Source organism: Anaeromonas gelatinilytica (assembly GCF_016820635.1).
Lineage (GTDB): Bacteria > Bacillota > Clostridia > Tissierellales > SIT17 > Anaeromonas > Anaeromonas gelatinilytica.
Map to the genome: position 1 here is coordinate 22,084 of NZ_WSFU01000137.1, position 19,360 is coordinate 41,443.

Annotated in this window: 16 protein-coding genes; 11 read left to right on the plus strand and 5 right to left on the minus strand. The window is 27.4% G+C overall.

Going from position 1 to position 19,360, the window contains the following annotated elements; all coding sequences use genetic code 11:
• Positions 1–459 (minus strand): GyrI-like domain-containing protein, encoded by a 459-nt coding sequence (locus GOQ29_RS13030; protein WP_203373103.1) that lies wholly within the window; start codon positions 457–459, stop codon positions 1–3.
• On the minus strand, positions 460–1,344 hold the full coding sequence (locus GOQ29_RS13035) for an AraC family transcriptional regulator (protein WP_203373104.1): 885 nt from the start codon (positions 1,342–1,344) through the stop codon (positions 460–462).
• 228 nt (positions 1,345–1,572) lie between these two features.
• Between GOQ29_RS13035 and GOQ29_RS13040 the strand changes: the two genes are divergently transcribed.
• The 5 genes from GOQ29_RS13040 to cooS all read left to right on the plus strand — a co-directional run bounded on the left by GOQ29_RS13040 (position 1,573) and on the right by cooS (position 9,628).
• Positions 1,573–2,499: an AraC family transcriptional regulator gene (locus GOQ29_RS13040; RefSeq protein ID WP_203373105.1), complete on the plus strand. Its 927-nt coding sequence runs from the start codon at positions 1,573–1,575 to the stop codon at positions 2,497–2,499.
• Between the two features lie 14 nt (positions 2,500–2,513).
• Positions 2,514–5,837, plus strand: coding sequence for a TrmO family methyltransferase domain-containing protein (locus GOQ29_RS13045; protein ID WP_203373106.1), 3,324 nt, complete (start codon positions 2,514–2,516; stop codon positions 5,835–5,837).
• Between the two features lie 414 nt (positions 5,838–6,251).
• Entirely contained in the window at positions 6,252–6,833 is a 582-nt protein-coding gene (locus GOQ29_RS13050) for a hypothetical protein (RefSeq protein ID WP_203373107.1), read from the plus strand.
• A gap of 134 nt (positions 6,834–6,967) precedes the next feature.
• Entirely contained in the window at positions 6,968–7,603 is a 636-nt protein-coding gene (locus GOQ29_RS13055; RefSeq protein ID WP_203373108.1) for a manganese efflux pump, read from the plus strand.
• 111 nt (positions 7,604–7,714) lie between these two features.
• Positions 7,715–9,628: an anaerobic carbon-monoxide dehydrogenase catalytic subunit gene (gene cooS / locus GOQ29_RS13060; protein WP_203373109.1), complete on the plus strand. Its 1,914-nt coding sequence runs from the start codon at positions 7,715–7,717 to the stop codon at positions 9,626–9,628.
• Positions 9,629–9,671: 43 nt separating this feature from the next.
• On the opposite strand, the gene GOQ29_RS13065 is transcribed toward cooS, so the two are convergent.
• Positions 9,672–11,480, minus strand: coding sequence for a DUF2207 family protein (locus tag GOQ29_RS13065; RefSeq protein ID WP_350446029.1), 1,809 nt, complete (start codon positions 11,478–11,480; stop codon positions 9,672–9,674).
• Positions 11,481–11,686: 206 nt separating this feature from the next.
• Between GOQ29_RS13065 and GOQ29_RS13070 the strand changes: the two genes are divergently transcribed.
• The 4 genes from GOQ29_RS13070 (at position 11,687) to GOQ29_RS13085 (ending at position 13,768) form a co-directional block, all read left to right on the plus strand.
• Positions 11,687–12,004: a hypothetical protein gene (locus tag GOQ29_RS13070; protein ID WP_350446030.1), complete on the plus strand. Its 318-nt coding sequence runs from the start codon at positions 11,687–11,689 to the stop codon at positions 12,002–12,004.
• Between the two features lie 141 nt (positions 12,005–12,145).
• Positions 12,146–12,823, plus strand: coding sequence for a metal-dependent hydrolase (locus GOQ29_RS13075; protein WP_203373110.1), 678 nt, complete (start codon positions 12,146–12,148; stop codon positions 12,821–12,823).
• A gap of 155 nt (positions 12,824–12,978) precedes the next feature.
• Complete coding sequence (locus tag GOQ29_RS13080) at positions 12,979–13,344, plus strand: VOC family protein (protein ID WP_203373111.1); 366 nt, start codon at positions 12,979–12,981, stop codon at positions 13,342–13,344.
• A 31-nt stretch (positions 13,345–13,375) separates the two neighbouring features.
• Positions 13,376–13,768 carry a hypothetical protein gene (locus GOQ29_RS13085; RefSeq protein ID WP_203373112.1) on the plus strand — a complete coding sequence of 131 codons (393 nt, stop codon included), beginning with the start codon at positions 13,376–13,378 and terminating at the stop codon, positions 13,766–13,768.
• A gap of 29 nt (positions 13,769–13,797) precedes the next feature.
• Here GOQ29_RS13085 and GOQ29_RS13090 read toward each other — a convergent pair whose 3' ends face one another.
• Complete coding sequence (locus GOQ29_RS13090; protein WP_203373113.1) at positions 13,798–14,529, minus strand: MBL fold metallo-hydrolase; 732 nt, start codon at positions 14,527–14,529, stop codon at positions 13,798–13,800.
• A gap of 278 nt (positions 14,530–14,807) precedes the next feature.
• Between GOQ29_RS13090 and GOQ29_RS13095 the strand changes: the two genes are divergently transcribed.
• Complete coding sequence (locus tag GOQ29_RS13095) at positions 14,808–15,644, plus strand: CvfB family protein (RefSeq protein WP_203373114.1); 837 nt, start codon at positions 14,808–14,810, stop codon at positions 15,642–15,644.
• A 331-nt stretch (positions 15,645–15,975) separates the two neighbouring features.
• Positions 15,976–17,559 (plus strand): DEAD/DEAH box helicase, encoded by a 1,584-nt coding sequence (locus tag GOQ29_RS13100; protein WP_203373115.1) that lies wholly within the window; start codon positions 15,976–15,978, stop codon positions 17,557–17,559.
• 112 nt (positions 17,560–17,671) lie between these two features.
• On the opposite strand, the gene GOQ29_RS13105 is transcribed toward GOQ29_RS13100, so the two are convergent.
• Positions 17,672–19,216: a methyl-accepting chemotaxis protein gene (locus GOQ29_RS13105; RefSeq protein WP_203373116.1), complete on the minus strand. Its 1,545-nt coding sequence runs from the start codon at positions 19,214–19,216 to the stop codon at positions 17,672–17,674.
• Between the last annotated feature and the right edge of the window lie 144 nt (positions 19,217–19,360).

Consider the following 19,360-nt stretch of genomic DNA (forward strand, 5'->3'; position numbering starts at 1 on the left):
TTATTTCTCCTCTTTTAGTGGGTATAGAATCTCTGTAATATATTTATTTGGGTTACCTTTTAGAATCATTCCTGGACCTTTTATAAATACTTCTCTCCATGGTCTTTTAACAGATAAATTATGTTCCTGTATATAACAGTGCATAGTTTCATAGGCCATTGGTAGAGTATCATAAGGACCAATATGTGTAAGGCATACTACTTTTTTGGGTGACAAATTTTTTAGTGTTATACCATTAGCATTCGGAACTTCAGATGTAGGAACACATAATTCTATTTTACCAATGCCAGTTTTTTCATTAAATTCATGGTAGCAGAAAAAAGGAGCACCATTTGATTTGCCTTTGATTGCTTTAAATATTTTTGGGAAAAATTTAGTTGCCTCGGTTATAGGACCATTATAGCTCATAGTTGCTACAGTAATAGGCTCAGTATTTTTTATTTCAATATTATAATTCATTTACTTTACCTCCATATGTTTAGATTGTTTTACATTTTTAATTGCTATCCAGACTTCTGAATGTCCATCTTTTGATTTTGAGTTGTTCGTAGGATAAACTTCTATATCTGGTAATCCAGCATAATCATAACCAGAAAAAGGAAGCCATTCTGTAAGGAATCGTTTGAATATAGTTTGAATAGAGTTTTGAAATGGCCCATCGCATTCAAAAATGACCCATGTAGCTGCTGGGATCTCATATTCAAAGAAATTTTTTGGAGCAGGTTTATTTGTAGAAGCTGAAATATAGTAGTAGATTTTTTCAAAATTTTCATAGACTGTAATACCTAAAATCCCATGTGGAATTTGATTTGTTAATTTTCTAATTTCTGAAATTAAATTGCTTTTTATTGTTTTATTCCAAAATTTAGGGACTACTTTGAAATTTTGTTCTTGGTCTTCTTGTAATGCAATCCTGACTCCAACAATTCGAATAGGACCTTTTGTTTCTATTCTATATTTCATATTTGTACCTCCAGTGACATTAATAGAAAAACTAATTCGTGGATAAGAATTTAATATACTTCCTTCCATGCGTGCAACAGTTGGAGCAACACCATGTACTTTTTGAAATGCACGATTAAAAGATGTAGGTGAATCATATCCATATTTTGAGCCTATATCCATGATTTTAGAATTACTTGTTTGTAATTCAAAAGCTGCTTTTGTCATTCTTCTACGACGAATATATTCGGATATTGGAACACCAGTTACATAAGAAAACATTCGCTGAAAATAATAGGTTGAACAACAAGCAATTTTTGCAGCTTTATCATAAGAGATATCATTTTCTAGATTTTCTTCTATATAATCGATTGCTTGGCTTAATTGTTTAAGCCATTCCATATCCTCACCTCCTTAAATTAGAGTTTAGCATAATAAAAAATATATATCTTCTCTTTTGATGTCTAGTTTTGTAAAATTATTATTTACTTAAGGTGTATTGTTAAAGATATTGTAAGAATAATATTTTTATGGTATTAATTTTAAACTTTTAGTGTTTGAAGGAATTTTATATATTTATATTGAATGATTAGATAAATGAATACGAAATAGATATGATAGGGAGATATTATGAATTCTAAATGTAATGAATCAAAATTAGTTTATATTTCTAAAATTAATAAAGTACAAGATTATATTGAAAAAAATATAGATGAAGAGTTAAGTATAGAGCAACTTGCTAAAATTGCTAATTTTTCTAAATTTCATTTTCAAAGGATTTATCGGTATATGACTGGTGAGAGTCTTTATAGTTATATTAAGAGATTGCGCCTTGAGAAAGCTACATTTTTGTTACTTGCTAACAATAAAAGATCCATTCAAGATATTGCATTATCCGTTGGTTTTTCTAATCAAGCATCTTTTGCAAAAGCTTTTAGAGAAAAATTTGGTATGAGTGCAAGTAAATATAGAAGTTTAAATCAATTTGAAAATATGCAGATGATTAATAATGTAAAAGAAAAGGATTTTAGCATAAATGGAAAAGTGTATGATTCAAAGATTAGGTATACTAGACCTATAAGGTTATATGTTAAACCAATAAAGGATACAAGAGTGATTTATATAAGACATACTGGTCCTTATGAAGGTAATGGCAAACTTTTTGAAGAATTATTTTTAAAATTATATTCTTTTACTAATTCAAAAAAATATATAAGAAATGATTCAAAATGGTTTGTTGTATATCATGATTTTGATGATTTAACAATGGAAGAACAATTAAGAATAAGTGTTTGTATGTCTATCAATGAAGATATACAAGTAGATGGTGAATTTGGAAGTATGATTTTAGAAGGAGGAAAATATGTAGTAGGAAGATTTCTTTTAAAATCAGATGAGTATAAGCTTGCTTGGAATTATATGTTATCAAAATGGCTTCCACAAAGTGGATATATACCAGATGATCGAATGTGTTTTGAATATTATCCACCTCAAGGATGCTATGAAAATAAAGAGGAGAAGATTGTAGATATATTTATACCAATAACTCCTCTTTAAAATGAGGAGGAATCATGAAAAAAATAGAATTTGAATTTATTGGAGATCATAAAATTATAAGCAAAGTTAGTGAAGAAAGAGAAGATATTATAAAAATCAATTTTAAAAAAGGTTTAGAAAAGGCTATGATAAAACTAGATGATTTTAGTCATTGCCTTGTTTTTACTAAAGATAGTGATGAACTTTTTTGTTATGGAACAAAAATGCATATGGTAGATGAAAAAAATGGTCAAATTTTAATTGAAAAAAATAATATAAAAGGTGAGATTATAGATATAAAGCCATATTTTCCATGTGAAGAAAATATAAAAGATATTTTTAAAAAACAAGAAGCTATTTTGATTCCTTTTAATGGGGATTCTATAGGAGAATATCTATTTATTAATAATGTAGGTGTAATACAGTTTCATGAATCTGAGTTTTTGACAAGTAAGAAAATAGAGTCAGAGTTAGAAAAGATAAAAGCAGGGGATTATATAAGAGTGCTCTGGTGGTTTCATAGATTTGATAAAAAAGAATTTCGAAAGAATTATATGTGTAAACCTCCTTATGAAAATGCACCAAGATGTGGAGTTTTTGCTACAAGATCACCTGTAAGACCAAATCCTATTGCATCTACAGTTGTAAAGGTAGAATTTGTGGATAAGTATAATCATTTTTTAAAGATTTGTGGATTTGATGGATTTGAGAATTCAAGGATACTTCAGATTATGTCTTATAACGTTGTTGATACATTTAATGATGTTAAGGTGCCAAAGTGGGTAGAACATTGGACTGATTATAAAGTATTTAAAGAATCTAAAGGAAATATTGAATCAAATTACAGTGAATCAGAAAATATTATGGATGAAGAAAAAATTTATATACAAGAGCTTGAACCGAAAGATGAATTGGAACTAGAAAAGATGAATGTTAATGAAATTTTAGTAGAGAATGCTTCAATTCATAATTTAAAGAATGTTTCAGTAAAAATACCTAAAGAGAAAATTATAGTGTTTACAGGGGTAAGTGGTAGTGGGAAATCAAGTCTTGCATTTGATACTATATATCGTGAGAGTCAAAAACAATTTATTGATTTGTTTTTTTCAAATTTACCCATAGATAATAACATTAATGATTCAAATGTAGAAAAAATAACTGGTCTACAACCAGCTATTGCTATTGATCAGAAGAACCTAGGGATGAATCCAAGATCAACAGTTGGATCAGTATCTGGAACAGCGGATTATTTAAAATTATTATATGCTACTATTGGTAAAAGAATATGTCCTAATTGTCATGAATTTGTTCCTGATAATAATGTTTGTAGTAAATGCGGTACTATTTATTTTCAATTGACACCATCTTTATTTAGTTATAATAATCCTGATTATATGTGCCCTGTTTGTAAAGGGTTAGGAGAAGAAATGCAGATTGATGTTAATTTAATAGTAAGTAATCCACAAAAATCAATTTTAGATGGGGCTTCAGTTTGGTGGGGAAAATTAAGAAAATATAGGGAGAATCCTAATGCAAATTGGATGAAAGGAGAGGTACTTGCACTAGCTGATGATATGAAAGAGGATTTAGAAGTACCTTTTAAGGAACTTTCTGCTAAATTTAAAGAACAACTTTTTTATGGTACAGGTAATAGAAAAGTTAGTTTAAATTATGAAAATTCTAATGGTAGAAAAGGAACTATAACAAGACCTGTTGAGGGAGTAGTGAATACTATTCATCGTCTTTTAAAAGATAATAATGCAGATAAATCTATAAAGCACCTTGAACGTTTTATTGTAAAAAGGAAATGTAGTCGTTGCAATGGAGAACGTTTGATGGAAGAAGGACGGTTAGTACAAATTGGAATGACAAGATATCCAGAAGTTGCGTCTATGAATATTACAAATTTAAGTGATTGGTGTCATAGAATATACAATTCATTAAGTGATGATGAGAGAAAAAAATCAAAAGCTATTTTCATGAAACTTTTGTATCGATTAAGGAAAATAGAACAAGTTGGGTTAGGATATTTAAGTTTAGATAGAAGTATTCCTTCTCTTTCTGGTGGAGAAGCTCAAAGATTGAAGCTTGCGATTCAATTTGGTTCAGGGTTAACAAATATTCTTTATATAATGGATGAGCCATCTAAAGGACTTCATCCAAGAGATTATAGTTTTCTTATGAAAAGTATTAAAGATTTGAAGAAACTTAAGAATACAGTTATTATGGTAGAACATAAAAAAGAATTTATTGACATGGCAGATTATATAGTGGAGATAGGGCCAAGAGCAGGAAAATATGGTGGTGAATTAATACGAGCTGAAGAAGTGAATATTGATCAAAAATTATCAAAACTAACTGAACAGAAGAAAGGTACTGACAAATTTAATTTTAAGCCTAAGAGTAAAATTATTAATATGGATAGAAAATTAACATTAAAAGGTGCAACTACTAATAATCTAAAAAATATTGATATTACTATACCACTTTCAAAATTAATTTGTGTTATTGGTGTAAGTGGTTCAGGGAAGAGTAGCTTAGTATCTAAAACTTTATATCCCTCTATTTCAAAGGCACTAGGGAAAAGTATTGATACTACCGGGGATTATGAAGAAATCATTGGAATAGAAAATTTAAAAGAGGTTTATTATGTTAGTCAAAATGCAATTGGAAGAACTCCGCGATCTAATCCTGGAACTTACTCAGGAGTGTTTGATTTGATAAGAGATTTTTATGCTAATTTAGACGATTCAAAGAATAAGAAATTGACTAAGGAACATTTTAGCTTCAATAGTAAAAAAGGACAATGTCCAAAATGTAAAGGAACTGGTCACATAGTTGTTCCTATGCACTTTATGTCAGATATTTATACTACATGTTCAAAGTGTAATGGAGAAAGATATAGAGATAAAGTTTTAGAAGTGAAATATAAAGGATATACTATTTCAGATTTATTAAAACTTGAAATTAATGATGTAAAAGAAATATTCAAAGAAGAGAAAAAGATTTTTTCTATACTTGATATGTTGGATAAAGTAGGAGTATCTTATATAAAATTAGGTCAAAATGCAACGACTCTTTCAGGTGGAGAAGCACAAAGAATAAAACTTGCAAAAGAATTATGCCTAGGTAAAACAAAAGATGTATTATATATTTTGGATGAACCTACAATTGGTCTTCATGATGAGGATGTAAAAAATTTAATACATGTATTAAAAGAACTAACTAATAAAGGAGCTACTGTTATAGTAATAGAGCATAATCCGTTTCTTATACAGAAAGCTGAATGGATTATTGAGATGGGACCAGAAGGTGGAGATTTAGGTGGCTATATTATTAATGAAGGTTGGTTGATATAGATTTTTTAAAAATTTGAATTACTAGTTGGTTATTATGAGTTTCATACAGATGAATTACTAAATTTTCAACTTTATAGATTTTATAGTTCTGAACTAATTAAATATGAGACTCTTTATGAAGTGTCTAAAAAAATCAAAAATTCCAAAGGTTTTAATATAATGAGTAAGAAGGATGTGTCTATTTATATGGGTAATATTGATTTTTTGATTTTATAATGATAGAATTAAGTCATTGAATCGGCTGATGAAGATCGCTCGTACACTCGTCACTTTAGTGGTGAGTTAGAGCGACATTTTTATTATATGTAAATCATATCTTTTATCTAATTTAGAGTAATTTTTTAAGAGTTATCGGTCGGTTGACCGTCAAATTATTGAAGTTGTATGATTTATAAATTTATTGGGGTGAAGTAAATGAAAAAAATAGATGTATATGCAAAAATAATTAGAATTCTTACAATTGCACCGATTATGGCATTATGTGCTTTAAGTATTCTTTATAGATTATGTCCGGATATATTTATTGGATATTTTGATTATATTGCATCAATTATATTTCTTACAGTATTACCAATATCGGCTTATCCATTACAACCTTTTATACCTAAGTTTTGTTTTAAAGGTAGAGAAGGACAGCGTAATTTAGCTATTATAATGGGAGTTTTAGGATATTTGTTTAGTATTGTATTTGCTTTATATTTTAATGTATCTAAAGAATTATTAATTATTTATTTAGTATATTTTATATCTGGTATAGGAATTGTATTGTTTAATAGAATATTAAAGATTCGTGCAAGTGGACATGCATGTGGAATAGTAGGTCCTATTTCAATTTTAGTTTATTTTATTGGATTAAAGGCTCTTTTAGGAGTTATTATTGTTTTATTAGTATACTGGGCATCCCTTAAAATCAAGCGTCATACAGTATCTCAATTATTTTGGGGTAGTTTAATTCCTATATGTTCTTTGATTATAGCAGTATTATATGTAAATTAATAGATAAGTAGAGAAAGATATAATATGAAAAATACATATGGTGTTGTAACCTTTATAGTATAGTTTGAATAGAATATATTTATATATCCTTTTAATATTTATGGGTTTTCAAATTTTTAATTAGGAGTATGATTATGATTGAAACTATATTAATTGCATCATCTATATGTATTGATTCTTTTGCTTTAGCTGTTACTTATGGTATTAAAAAGATAAGAATTCCTATATTAATTCTATTTGCTATAGATTTATTTTCTATTATTATATTAGGAATGTCTGTTTTTTTTGGTCATATTGTAAGGCAGTTTATAACAAATTTTACTGCTACTTTATTAAGTAGCATTATTTTGATTATTTTAGGTTCATTACTTATTTTAGAAGGTTATATTAAACATCTAGCTACTACTAAAAATAGAGAGGATTCTGAAAAAAGTCTAGTTAAATTTCAGATACCAAAATTAGGAATAATTGTAGATATTGCTCTTGATGTAACAAAAGCTGATTTAGATGTTTCAGGAGATATTTGTTTAAAAGAATCTCTATATATAGGAATAATATTATCAATTGATTCTTTAGGGGTAGGATTTGGTTATGCTATAGGTGGAGCTAATATAATATATTTTCTAATATTTGTGTTTTTAATAAATTTTATATCACTTTTGGGCGGATCATTATTAGGTGAGAGAATTAAACAATATAAATCACAGCTAAAGACATCTTTTTTAGCCGGAATAATATTGATTACTCTTAGTATATTGAAGTGGGTGTAGACAGAATATGATAAATGTTTATTTAATATAAAGTTTTGAAATCTAGTTGTATTTTACTGTTTTAATTAGGCATACTAACTTAGAGAATAAAAATTTAAATGGAGGTTAGGTATGTCTGAAAATATTTTAGAAAGAACAGAAGGTCGTGTAAGTTATCATGATTCTGTGGAAGAGATGCTTAAAAGGATAAGGGATGATGGACTTTCAAGTGTATTTTCTAGGTGGGACAATCAGGAAAAAATACGTTGTAAGTTTTGTCTTCAAGGATTAAGTTGTCAATTATGTAGTCAAGGACCTTGTAGAATTAGTGATAAGGCAGGAGCAGAAAAAGGAGTTTGCGGTATTGGTCCAGATGCTATGGCTATGAGAAATTTCCTCATGAGAAATATTATGGGAGCAGCTACTTATGGTCATCATGCTTTTGAAGCCTTTAGAACATTAAAGGCTACAGGTGAAGGAAAAACATCTTTTAAGATTACTGATGTGGATAAATTAAAATGGATGTGTGAAAAAACTGGTATTGATACAAATCAAGATATAACTCAATTGGCAATTCAATTAGCAGATCTTTTAGATAGAGAAATGAAAGTAACTCCTGATGAAGAAAGTATTATGGTGAAGGCTTTTGCACCAAAGAAGAGAATAAAGGTTTGGAGAGATTTGAATCTTTATCCTACAGGTATAGAACATGATGTACAAAATTCTATAGCAAGTTGTTTAACAAATGTAGATGGAGACTATGTATCATTAGCGAAGAAAGGTCTTCGTTTAGGATTATCAACTATATATACTGCTCAAATAGGTTTGGAAATGGTTCAAGACATCTTGTTTGGAACACCAATGCCTCATGAAGTTGATGTAGATATGGGTATTATGAATCCTGATTATGTAAATATAGCGTTTAATGGACATCAACCTTGGATAGGGGTTGCAACTTTACAAAAAGCAAAAATGGAAGAATATCAGGAAAGAGCAAGAAAAGCTGGTGCGAAAGGAATACGAATTGTAGGATCAATTGAAACTGGTCAAGAGTTACTTCAAAGATTTGAAACAGATGATGTTTTTGTTGGACTTATGGGAAATTGGCTAGCAATTGAACCTTTTTTAGCGACTGGAACTGTAGATGCTCTTGTTATGGAGGAAAATTGTTCGCCACCAGCAATAGATCAATATGCTGAAAAGTATCAAGTTGCATTAGTAAGTGTTAGTACTATAATTGGAGTACCAGGAACAGAGCATGAGATGCCATATTATCCAGCAAAAGCGGATGAAATGGCAGATAATTGTATTGAAATTGCAATAGAGAATTTTAAAAAGAGACATGGAAAAATAGAGCCTATGGTTCCAAAACATAAAAGAAAGGCTATTGCAGGATTTTCTACTGAAGCTGTTCTTGGAGCTATAGGAAATGACCTTGATGTCTTAGTTGATGTTATTACAAAGGGACAGATTAAAGGAATAGTTGCTTTAGCAAACTGTGCAACTTTAAGAAATGGTCCTCATGATTGGAATACTGTGAATATCACAAAAGAATTAATAAAGAGAGATATATTAGTGGTTGCTGGAGGTTGTGGTAATCATGGTTTAGAGGTGGCTGGATTGTGTAATATTGATGCAATTGATATGGCAGGAAATGGACTAAAAGGAGTATGTAAAGCATTAGGAATACCTCCAGTATTAAGTTTTGGTACATGTACAGATACAGGAAGAATATCTATGCTTGTAACTGCTTTGGCAGATCATTTGAATGTAGATATTCCTGATCTTCCAATTGCTGTTACTGCTCCAGAATGGATGGAACAAAAGGCTACAATTGATGGAATGTTTGCAGTAGCTTATGGAGCATATACACATCTTTCACCAACACCATTCTTATCAGGTGCTCCAGATCTTATAAAGCTTCTTACAGAAGATGTAGAAGGATTAACAGGTGGAAAAGTGGCTATAGGGGATGATCCTGTTGAAGCAGCAAAGGATATAGAATCCCATATAATTAATAAAAGAGAAAAAATGGAGCTTCAATAGGATTAAAAAATAGAGGTATTATAATACCTCTATTTTAATATTATTAGAATCCTCCAGCGCCGCCACCGCCAGCACCTCCACCACCTCCAGCTGAGAAATTTCCTCCTGAAGATGGGTTAATTGTTTCTCCAAAGGAACTATTTATGCTTTTATCAAACATATTATTATTATTAGTATTTAATAGAAAATACCAGTATATCCAACTATTATTATAGGATGAGTTATTCTTAGAGTCTTCTTTATTAATATTAAATTTCTGCAATATTTTTTTGTCAATTCCTAGGCTTAAAGAATATATCAAGGATATATCTAAAGAATATTTATTAAAATCATCTATAGAAGAATAGTTTTTAAATGTTTTCATATATTTTTTAAATTCTTTCCAGTTTTTATATTGATTATATCCATAATCTGAATATCTAAAAAAGAATGAAATTCCATATATTAATAGGATTGTTGATATGATTATACTTGTTAATCCAAACAAACTTCCATATACTATTGTAAATATACCAATTAATAGTAGTATAGTGAATGATAATATTAATAATAATCCATATTTGTTTTTACTTTTGTCAAAATATCCTTTAGATATAGTATTTTCTTTTATTTTTATAACCCATTCACTATAATAGTTCGTAAATTTAGCGTTATTTTTATCACTAAATTCTTTTATTTCCTGAGTAGTTACAGATTCTTTATTACCTATCTTATTTATTAACCAATCGATAAAATGCTTTTCGTGACTTAGTAAGTAATCATCTGGTTCTTTCATTTTTGTAATAATAAAATCTTTTTCAACAGACTTTTTATTTTTCATTTCTTTTCCATCACATACTTTGATATATCCCTTTCTGAAAAGATCAAGTATTGTTGCAATTATAGTGTTTGGATTTATTGTCTTATTAGTCAAATATGTAGCTATAGCTGGTGTACAATCTTCGGGTATGTTATTATATTGTTGATTTTCAAAAAAATCTTTTTTCCTTCTAAATTTAGCAAATAATATGATAAATAATGCTAAACCGAGGATTGATACTATTATAGAAGTATCTTCTAATATATTTCCAATAGCTTTTTTTCGTTCGTTTTTTTTCTCTATATCTTTTTGTAATGAAGCCTCTTCTTCTAATATATTTGAATAATTATTTTTATCAACAATATTGTTTGATAATGGAATAAATTCTTTTGGAAATAATATTCTTCCTTCAATAAAAGTGTCCCTAGGAACATCATTTACATGTAAATTGAATATATCATTTGTTTTTCTACTTATCTTCCCATTTAATGGACCGTGGGCGAAAAGTTTTACTTTATTATCTATGTCTTTTTTAGCAAGTTGAATATCTACTGTAAAACTATCTATAGGAGTTTTATTTTCACTACCTAAAAATTTATAATATAATTCTCCTATATCATTATATTTTATAGCAACATCTTTAACTAAATAGCTTAGTCTAAAGGTTTTTTGTTGGTTTTTTGAAGGAGAGAATATTTGAACTATCTTTTTATTTGAATCATTATCAATTACAAATACTCCTTGATCTCCATTTTCAGCATCATCAACCTGGGTATATTCAGTACTTGTATCTTTTGATATTTCTTTTATGTTTATATCGGTTACACCTGAAGTTTTTTCTAGAATGATCTCTCTAAATACTCCATTAAATTCATCATTAAATTTAAAAGTGATATCTTCAACTATATTTAAATCTCCATTCTTTAAAAGATTTGCCTCAACTTCCCATGTTGTAATAGTTAAATCATCATCTGCTTTTGAATTACTGGGAAAAGAAATAATGAGTATTATTGTAAATAAGAATATTAATATTATATTAAGGTTTTTCTTCACTTAATCACTCCTTAAATTTATTATTTCATTTTATAAAAGAAGACATATTTAATATAATTATATTGTATTAATATTTATAATTCAACTAATATAGATATTAGTTGAATATAATTGTATAAAATAAGGTCAAAGTAATATAAAGATGATATAATGAATATTAATAGAGATATTATAAAATAATGGATGTATTATAAAGGAGAGAAATAATGAATTGGTTAAGAAAATTTATGGAAGCTAGATCAGGAGGAGATCAACTTTCTAGTGGTTTAGTAATATTATCAATAATTTTTATAATAATAAGTCGATTTACTAATTGGACTATATTCGTATTATTTAGTTATATTCCTCTGGCAATATCTATTTATAGAATATTTTCTAAGAATATACAAAAACGTAGAATGGAAAATTATAAGTTTATGATATTATTAAGTCCTGCTTATTTTAAATTTAAGAAATTATCTAACAGATTAAAAGATATGAAAACTCATAAATATTTAAAAATATTTAAAATGTCCAAATTGTAAGACTAAACTAAGGTTACCAAAAAACAAAGGAAAAATTAAGATAAAATGCCCTAAATGTAATATTGAATTTATAAAGAAAACTTAATAATATATATATTAAGTATTTATATTTAAAAAACATGTAAATAGGATGGTGATAAAATGAAAATTAAATATTTGGGGCATTCTGCTTTTATGATTGAAGAGGGTCTGATAAAAGCTTTAATAGATCCATTTATAAGTGGAAATTCAAGTAATGGTATTAATATCGATGAATTGAAGGAAATAACTCATATCTTTGTTACCCATGGACATGATGATCATTTAGGAGACACAGTAGAGATTGCTAAAAATAATAATGCAAAAGTAATTTGTAATGCTGAAATTGGTCAATATTTATCAGATAAAGGATTATATGTACATACTATGCATATAGGTGGTTCTATTAGATTTGATTTTGGAAGGGTAAAGATGACACCAGCTCTACATGGTTCAGGAATTTATAATGGAAAATTTATGATTGATGGGGGTAATCCTTGTGGATTTTTAATAGAATTAGATGATAAAAAATTATATCATGCTGGAGATACTGGCTTAACTATGGATATGAAACTTTTAGAAGAAGAAAATATAGATATAGCATTAATTCCTATAGGTGGTAATTTTACTATGGATATATATGATGCAGTAAGAGCAGTAGAATTTATTAAACCAAAATTAGTAGTTCCTATGCATTATGATACATTCCCCGTGATTAAGGCAGATCCAAATGAGTTTAAGAGGAATATTAAATCTAGAGAAGTAAAGATAATGTCAATAAGAGAAAGTATTAAAATATAGATTATTATAAGAAAATCGTAGATTAATATTAATCTACGGTTTTCTAGTTATATCTTCTCCTTGAAGTTTAACATAAAAGTATAAATATATTTTTATATTTATACTTTTATGTTAAACTATATAATATAATTTAGATATTATAGGAGGTGTATATGATGAAATTTTGTTGGACTACAATAAGGGTAAAAGATTTAGAGGAATCATTAAAATTTTATGAGGAAATTGTTGGATTAACAGTGAATAGAAGATTTCAAACTGCAGAAGGTATGAAAATAGCATTTTTAGGGATTGGAGAAACGCAACTTGAATTAATTTATGATGAAAATAAAGAGGAAGGTATTATTGGAAAAGATATTTCTTTAGGATTTGAAATAGATTCAGTTGAAAGAAAAATGAAATTTGTCAAAGAAAATGGGATAGAAATATATAGTGGACTATTTCAACCTAATCCAAATATTAAATTTTTTTATGTGCAAGATCCAAACGGATTAAAAATTCAATTTATAGAGTCTATTAAATAAAATGTTGGTTATAAGATAAAGGAGGGAAATGATGAATTGGTTAAGAAAATTTATGACAGGTAGATCAGGAGGAGATCAACTTTCTAGTGGGTTAGTAATATTGTCAATAATTTTTATAATAATAAGTAGATTTACTAATTGGACTATATTTTTATTTTTTAGTTATATTCCCCTGGCAATAACTATTTACAGAATGTTTTCTAAGAATATACAAAAACGTAGAATGGAAAATTATAAGTTTATGATGTTATTAAGCCCCGTTTATTTAAAATTCAAGAAATTATCTAACAGATTAGGAGATATGAAAACTCATAAATATTTTAAATGTCCAAATTGTAAGGTTAAATTGAGGTTACCAAAAAATAAAGGGAAAATTAAGATAAAATGCCCCAAATGTAATACTGAATTTATAAAGAAAACTTAATAATAAAAATCTTACAAATTTAAAATATTTTAAGTATATTTTTTTCTAAACAAGTATTCATCTAAAGGTTTATTTATTTCCCATACTGTAGAATTTAAATTTTCTATTTTTTTAGCAAATTTATTGGATATTTCTATTTTGTCCTCAAAATGCATTGGTATAAGAAGTTTAGGTTTAATTGTTTGAGCAAAATATTTTCCTCCTAAATAATAGTTTTCATCTAGTCTTGGATCTACAGGAACGAAAGCTACATCTATATTTTTTTCTTCGATAATATTTATTTCCTTTTTGTAGTCCATTTCTTCTTTTATTTGTGTATTTTTATCATCATTTTTCCAATGCCACCAATTTAAGTCTCCTGAATGGTATATATTTAGATTATCTAAATTGACTAAATAAGATAATCCTCTGTCAGTAGTTCCATAGGTTTTTATTATTATATTATCGAACTTTAAAGAATTATATTTATTTATATAATAAATATTCTTATTATCTATGTTTATAGATATATCGTCACTAATAATGTATTTTATTTTATTATTATATTCAGTCCAAGTTAAGATTATAGGGTCAAAATGGTCTCTATGTCCATGGGTAACAAAAACAAATACTTCTTTTTTATTACCTATAAATAAATTCATTAAACTTATATTATCAATATAACTATTTGTAATATAATCAAATACTAAAATATAATTTTTAGTTTCAACAAAAAAACCGCTGTGATACATATAAGTTATCTTTGTTTCACCTTTCTTCATAAACAGATTATACCTCCTTAATTGGTCATAGTTTATTTATATAGTTATAATTTTATCATAAAGTGACCAAATTAGTCTATTTTTAAAATATTTTAGGTGAATTATCTTCTATACCTGAAAGTGCATTTAGAGAAGATTTAACATTATTAATTTACTCCATTTTTTCAAATGGTAGGAATATACGGGGCAGAAAAATAAAAAATATATGATAAAAGTTTAAATTATATTTTCTGATATAATAATGATAAACAATAAAATAAGTTTCAAAGGAGAATGTGATGATTAAATTAGGAAAGATTCAAGAGTTAATAGTCGATAGACTTGCTCCTCAAGGGGTATATTTAAAGTCTATAAAAGATGAGAATAATGAAACAGTTTTGTTACCTTTAAAGGAAGTAAATAGAGGGGTTGAAATTGGAGATAGAATAGAGGTTTTTGTATATAGAGACTCTAATGATAGAGTTATATCTACAACTAAGAGGCCTAAACTCACGTTAGGGGATATAGGTTTTTTGGAAGTAGTAGATATTACTAAAATAGGTTCTTTTATGGATTGGGGATTAGAAAAGGATTTATTTTTACCATTTAGGGAACAGCGAGGAAGACTTAAAAAAGGTAGAGAATATTTAGTAGGAGTATATATTGATAAGAGTGATAGATTATGTGCTACCATGAATGTATATGATATGTTAGATATAAATTCTACATATAAAGAGAATGATAAAGTAGAGGGTATGGTATATAATATTAATCCAGATATGGGTGTATTTGTAGCTATAGATAAGAAATATCATGGGTTAATACCTAAACAAAAAGTATTTAGATATTTTAAGTTAGGAGAAAAAATAGAAGCTAGAGTTGTTAAAGTTAGATCAGATGGTAAATTAGAATTGAGTATAAGAAAAAAAGCTTATAAACAAATGGATGTTGATGCAGATGAGATTATATCTAAGTTAAAATCAAATGGAGGAGTATTAATGTTGAATGATAAAAGTTCACCTGATCTAATTAAAAAGCAATTACAAATGAGTAAAGGGGCTTTTAAAAGAGCAATAGGAAGATTACTAAAAGAAAATAAAATTGAATTTGTAGAAGGTGGAATTAAATTAATATAGAATTATATGATTAAAGTGAAATGGTTGAAGCAGCTTCTATAATGCCTGATACAAAACTCATATGAAGTAATATTGTATCTTTTATAGTAGAGAAGATATATTAGAGACTTTTATGGCAAGAATAGCACTTATGTATTGTAAATTTATTTCTTACAATAATTAACTTGTTATATTGGTATTAATAGTATATAATTGACTTAATGCATATAATCTTTATAATAGAGACTTCAGATGAAGGGTCTTCATTTGTGGTCTTTTATTTTGTGAAAATATATTATAAAAAAATATATATTGTAAATAATAATGAATAAACGTAAGAAAGGAAAGTTGAATGAAAACAATAAAGTTTAATGAACTAAAAATAAGTAAAGAATTGGAGCAAGCAATTAGTGAAATGGGATTTGAGGAAGCAACTCCAATACAAACAAAAGCTATTCCAGAAATATTAAAGGGAACTGATGTCATTGGTCAAGCACAGACAGGAACGGGGAAAACAGTTGCTTTTGGTATACCAATATTAGAAAAGGTAGATACTACTCAAAAATCAGTACAAGCATTAATTTTATGTCCTACAAGAGAATTAGCTATACAGGTATCTGAAGAAATTAGAAGGTTAGCTAAATATATACCAGGGCTTAAAACATTACCTGTATATGGGGGGCAACCTATTCAAAGACAAATACAAGCATTAAAAAAAGGAGTTCAGGTTGTAATAGGAACTCCAGGTAGGATTATGGATCATATGAGAAGAAAGACACTGAAACTTCAAAGTCTAAATATGGTTGTATTAGATGAAGCTGATGAAATGTTAAATATGGGATTTAGGGAAGATATAGAAGAAATTTTAGATAAAACACCAGAGAAAAGACAAACCTTATTATTTTCTGCTACGATACCTAAACCTATATTGGATATCACTAAAAAATATCAAAAGAACTCTAAAACTATAAAAGTAGTGCATAAAGAGCTTACAGTGCCTAGTATTGAACAATATTATATAGAAGTAAAAAGAAGAAATAAATTAGAAATACTTACTAGACTAATTGATATACATGATCCTAAATTAAGTTTAATATTTTGTAATACTAAAAGAATGGTTGATGAGTTAGTCGTTGATTTACAAGCAAGAGGGTATTTTGTTGATGGCTTGCATGGAGATTTAAAGCAAAATCAAAGAGATAGAGTAATGAACAGTTTTCGTAATGGTAATGTAGAGATATTAGTAGCTACAGACGTTGCAGCAAGAGGAATTGATGTAGATGATGTAGAAATGGTATTTAATTATGATGTACCTCAAGATGAAGAATATTATGTTCATAGAATTGGCAGAACTGGTAGAGCTGGTAGAACTGGTCGTGCCTTTACTTTTGTTGTGGGAAAGGATATATATAAATTAAAGGGGATACAAAAATATACTAAGACAAAGATTAAAAGACAACAGGCTCCTTCAATCAATGAAGTAGAGGAAGCTAAAGCAGATAAAGTATTAAATGAGATTAAAACAATAATTGATAATGAAAAATTATCAAAAGAAAGAAATTATATTGAAAAATTATTAGATGATGAATATACATCGATTGATATAGCAGCAGCATTGCTTAATATGTCAATGGGTAATATTGAAGAAAAAGATAATGAAACAGATGTAGATTTTGGTAATACTGGAGCAGAACCAGGAATGGTAAGATTATTTATAAATATTGGAAAGAAACATAAAGTTAGAGTTAGAGATATATTAGGAGCAATTGCGGGAGAGACAGGACTTCCAGGAGAGATTGTAGGGAAAATTGATATGTATGATAAATTTACTTTCGTAGAAGTACCTGTGGAAAGTGGTCAAAATGTATTAGAAACAATGAAGAATAATAAAATAAAAGGTAAAAAAATAAATATTGAACCTGCAAATAGTAAATAAATAAAAAAATCTTTCATTCTATATAGAATGAAAGATTTTTTTATTAATAATATTATTTTGAATATTTACCTAGATGTAACACTGGTAGGCTAACTAGCCACTTTTATATTTGTTATATTAAGGCAAAGTCTGCCATTAATACTCCATTTGTATTTCCATCATTATTTTTTACTGGTACGGACATGGCAATGCAATAGTTATAGGAATCTGTAGATATATATGGATCTGATAGATATATTTCTCCGTTCATTGCTTTTTTAAAATATTCTCTATGCTTAAAATTGTCATATAATTCTTCTTTATTTCCTAAATCAAGTTCCTTATTATAACTTATTGCAGTTGTATTTCCATCTGAATCAAGTAGAGTTATAATCTCAAAGTTTTTATTATTATCAATGATTTCCTGCATATAGTTTTCAGAAGAGTTTCTATTAAAAGTTGATATTGAAGAGTTTTTAGTTATAGAGATTAATTTGTCTACTCCTTTATCTATTTCATTTTGGGTAGATGGTTTAATTTCATATGATTTAACAAAAAAATTTATCACTTTTTTTATTTCTGATGTTTTAGAACCTAATTCTTTAAGAGCGTTAAACATATCATTTATCATATATGTTTGTTGTTCAATAGCTACAGAGGCTTCTTGAGTAGCACCAGTATTTTGTTGAGAAGTGGCAGCTACTCCTTCCATAAATTCTTTTATATTATTAATAATATCTTCTTCTTCTTTTGCTAGATTATTTATTAAATCAATGAGATTTATAGTTTCGTCGGTAGATACAACTATATTATCGAAATATTTCTTTGCATCATCAGCGATTAAAATATCTTCTTTCATATTATCAGAATCAGATCTAATTTCATTGGCAATTGATGAAATTTCTTTTTTTAAGGTATTAATTAATTCTTTTATATGATTTGAAGCATTTGAGGCTTCGTCAGCTAAAGATTTTACTTCATTAGCAACCACAGCGAATCCTCTACCCATTTCTCCAGCTCTTGCAGCTTCTATACTTGCATTTAGGGCTAATAAATTTGTGTTTTCGCTGATATCATTAACTGATTCTGTAATAACATTTATTTCATTAGCTTTTTCTTCTAGGCGAGTTATTTTATTTACTAAATCAATACTATTATCTGTATTCTTTTTAATAGCATCTAGTAATTTATTAAATATTTCACTATTTTTGTTAATAATATCTTTAGTTGATATAGCTTTTATTTTAGCATCTTCAGTTTTAGAAGTAATAATGTTAAAGTCTTTGATTATCTGTTCAGTATAATCATAAGCTTGTATAATGGAAGAAGATTGCTTTTCTGTACTATTTGCAATTTCTGATATTACTTTAGAACTGTGAATTGCACCATCATTTATGTTTTGAGAATCTTCATTCATATGTTCTATAAATTCTTCTACATGGTCTGTAGATGAATTTACATTTGCTATAAATTTACGAAAATTTTTTAATAAAATATTTAATATAGATCCTAAATTTTTCATAGATCCCATTTTTTTAGGATTAAAAGTTTCTGTAAAATTCCCAGTAGATATTAAACTAACCTTTGATTCTAATTTTTTTAGCTTAAATAAAGACTTAAAATACATTATTAAAGTTATAATTAATAAAATAAATAATACAATTATAATATATATCACTCTACACCCTCCCTATTTTTGGTTAACAATTTAATACTTCTATAAAAATAAATGAATCCCTTTTTATTAAAGATTAAATTTTTGTATAAATAAAAATAGTTGGATAATTTAATCATTTAAACAATTTCGTATTTTTCGTTAAAG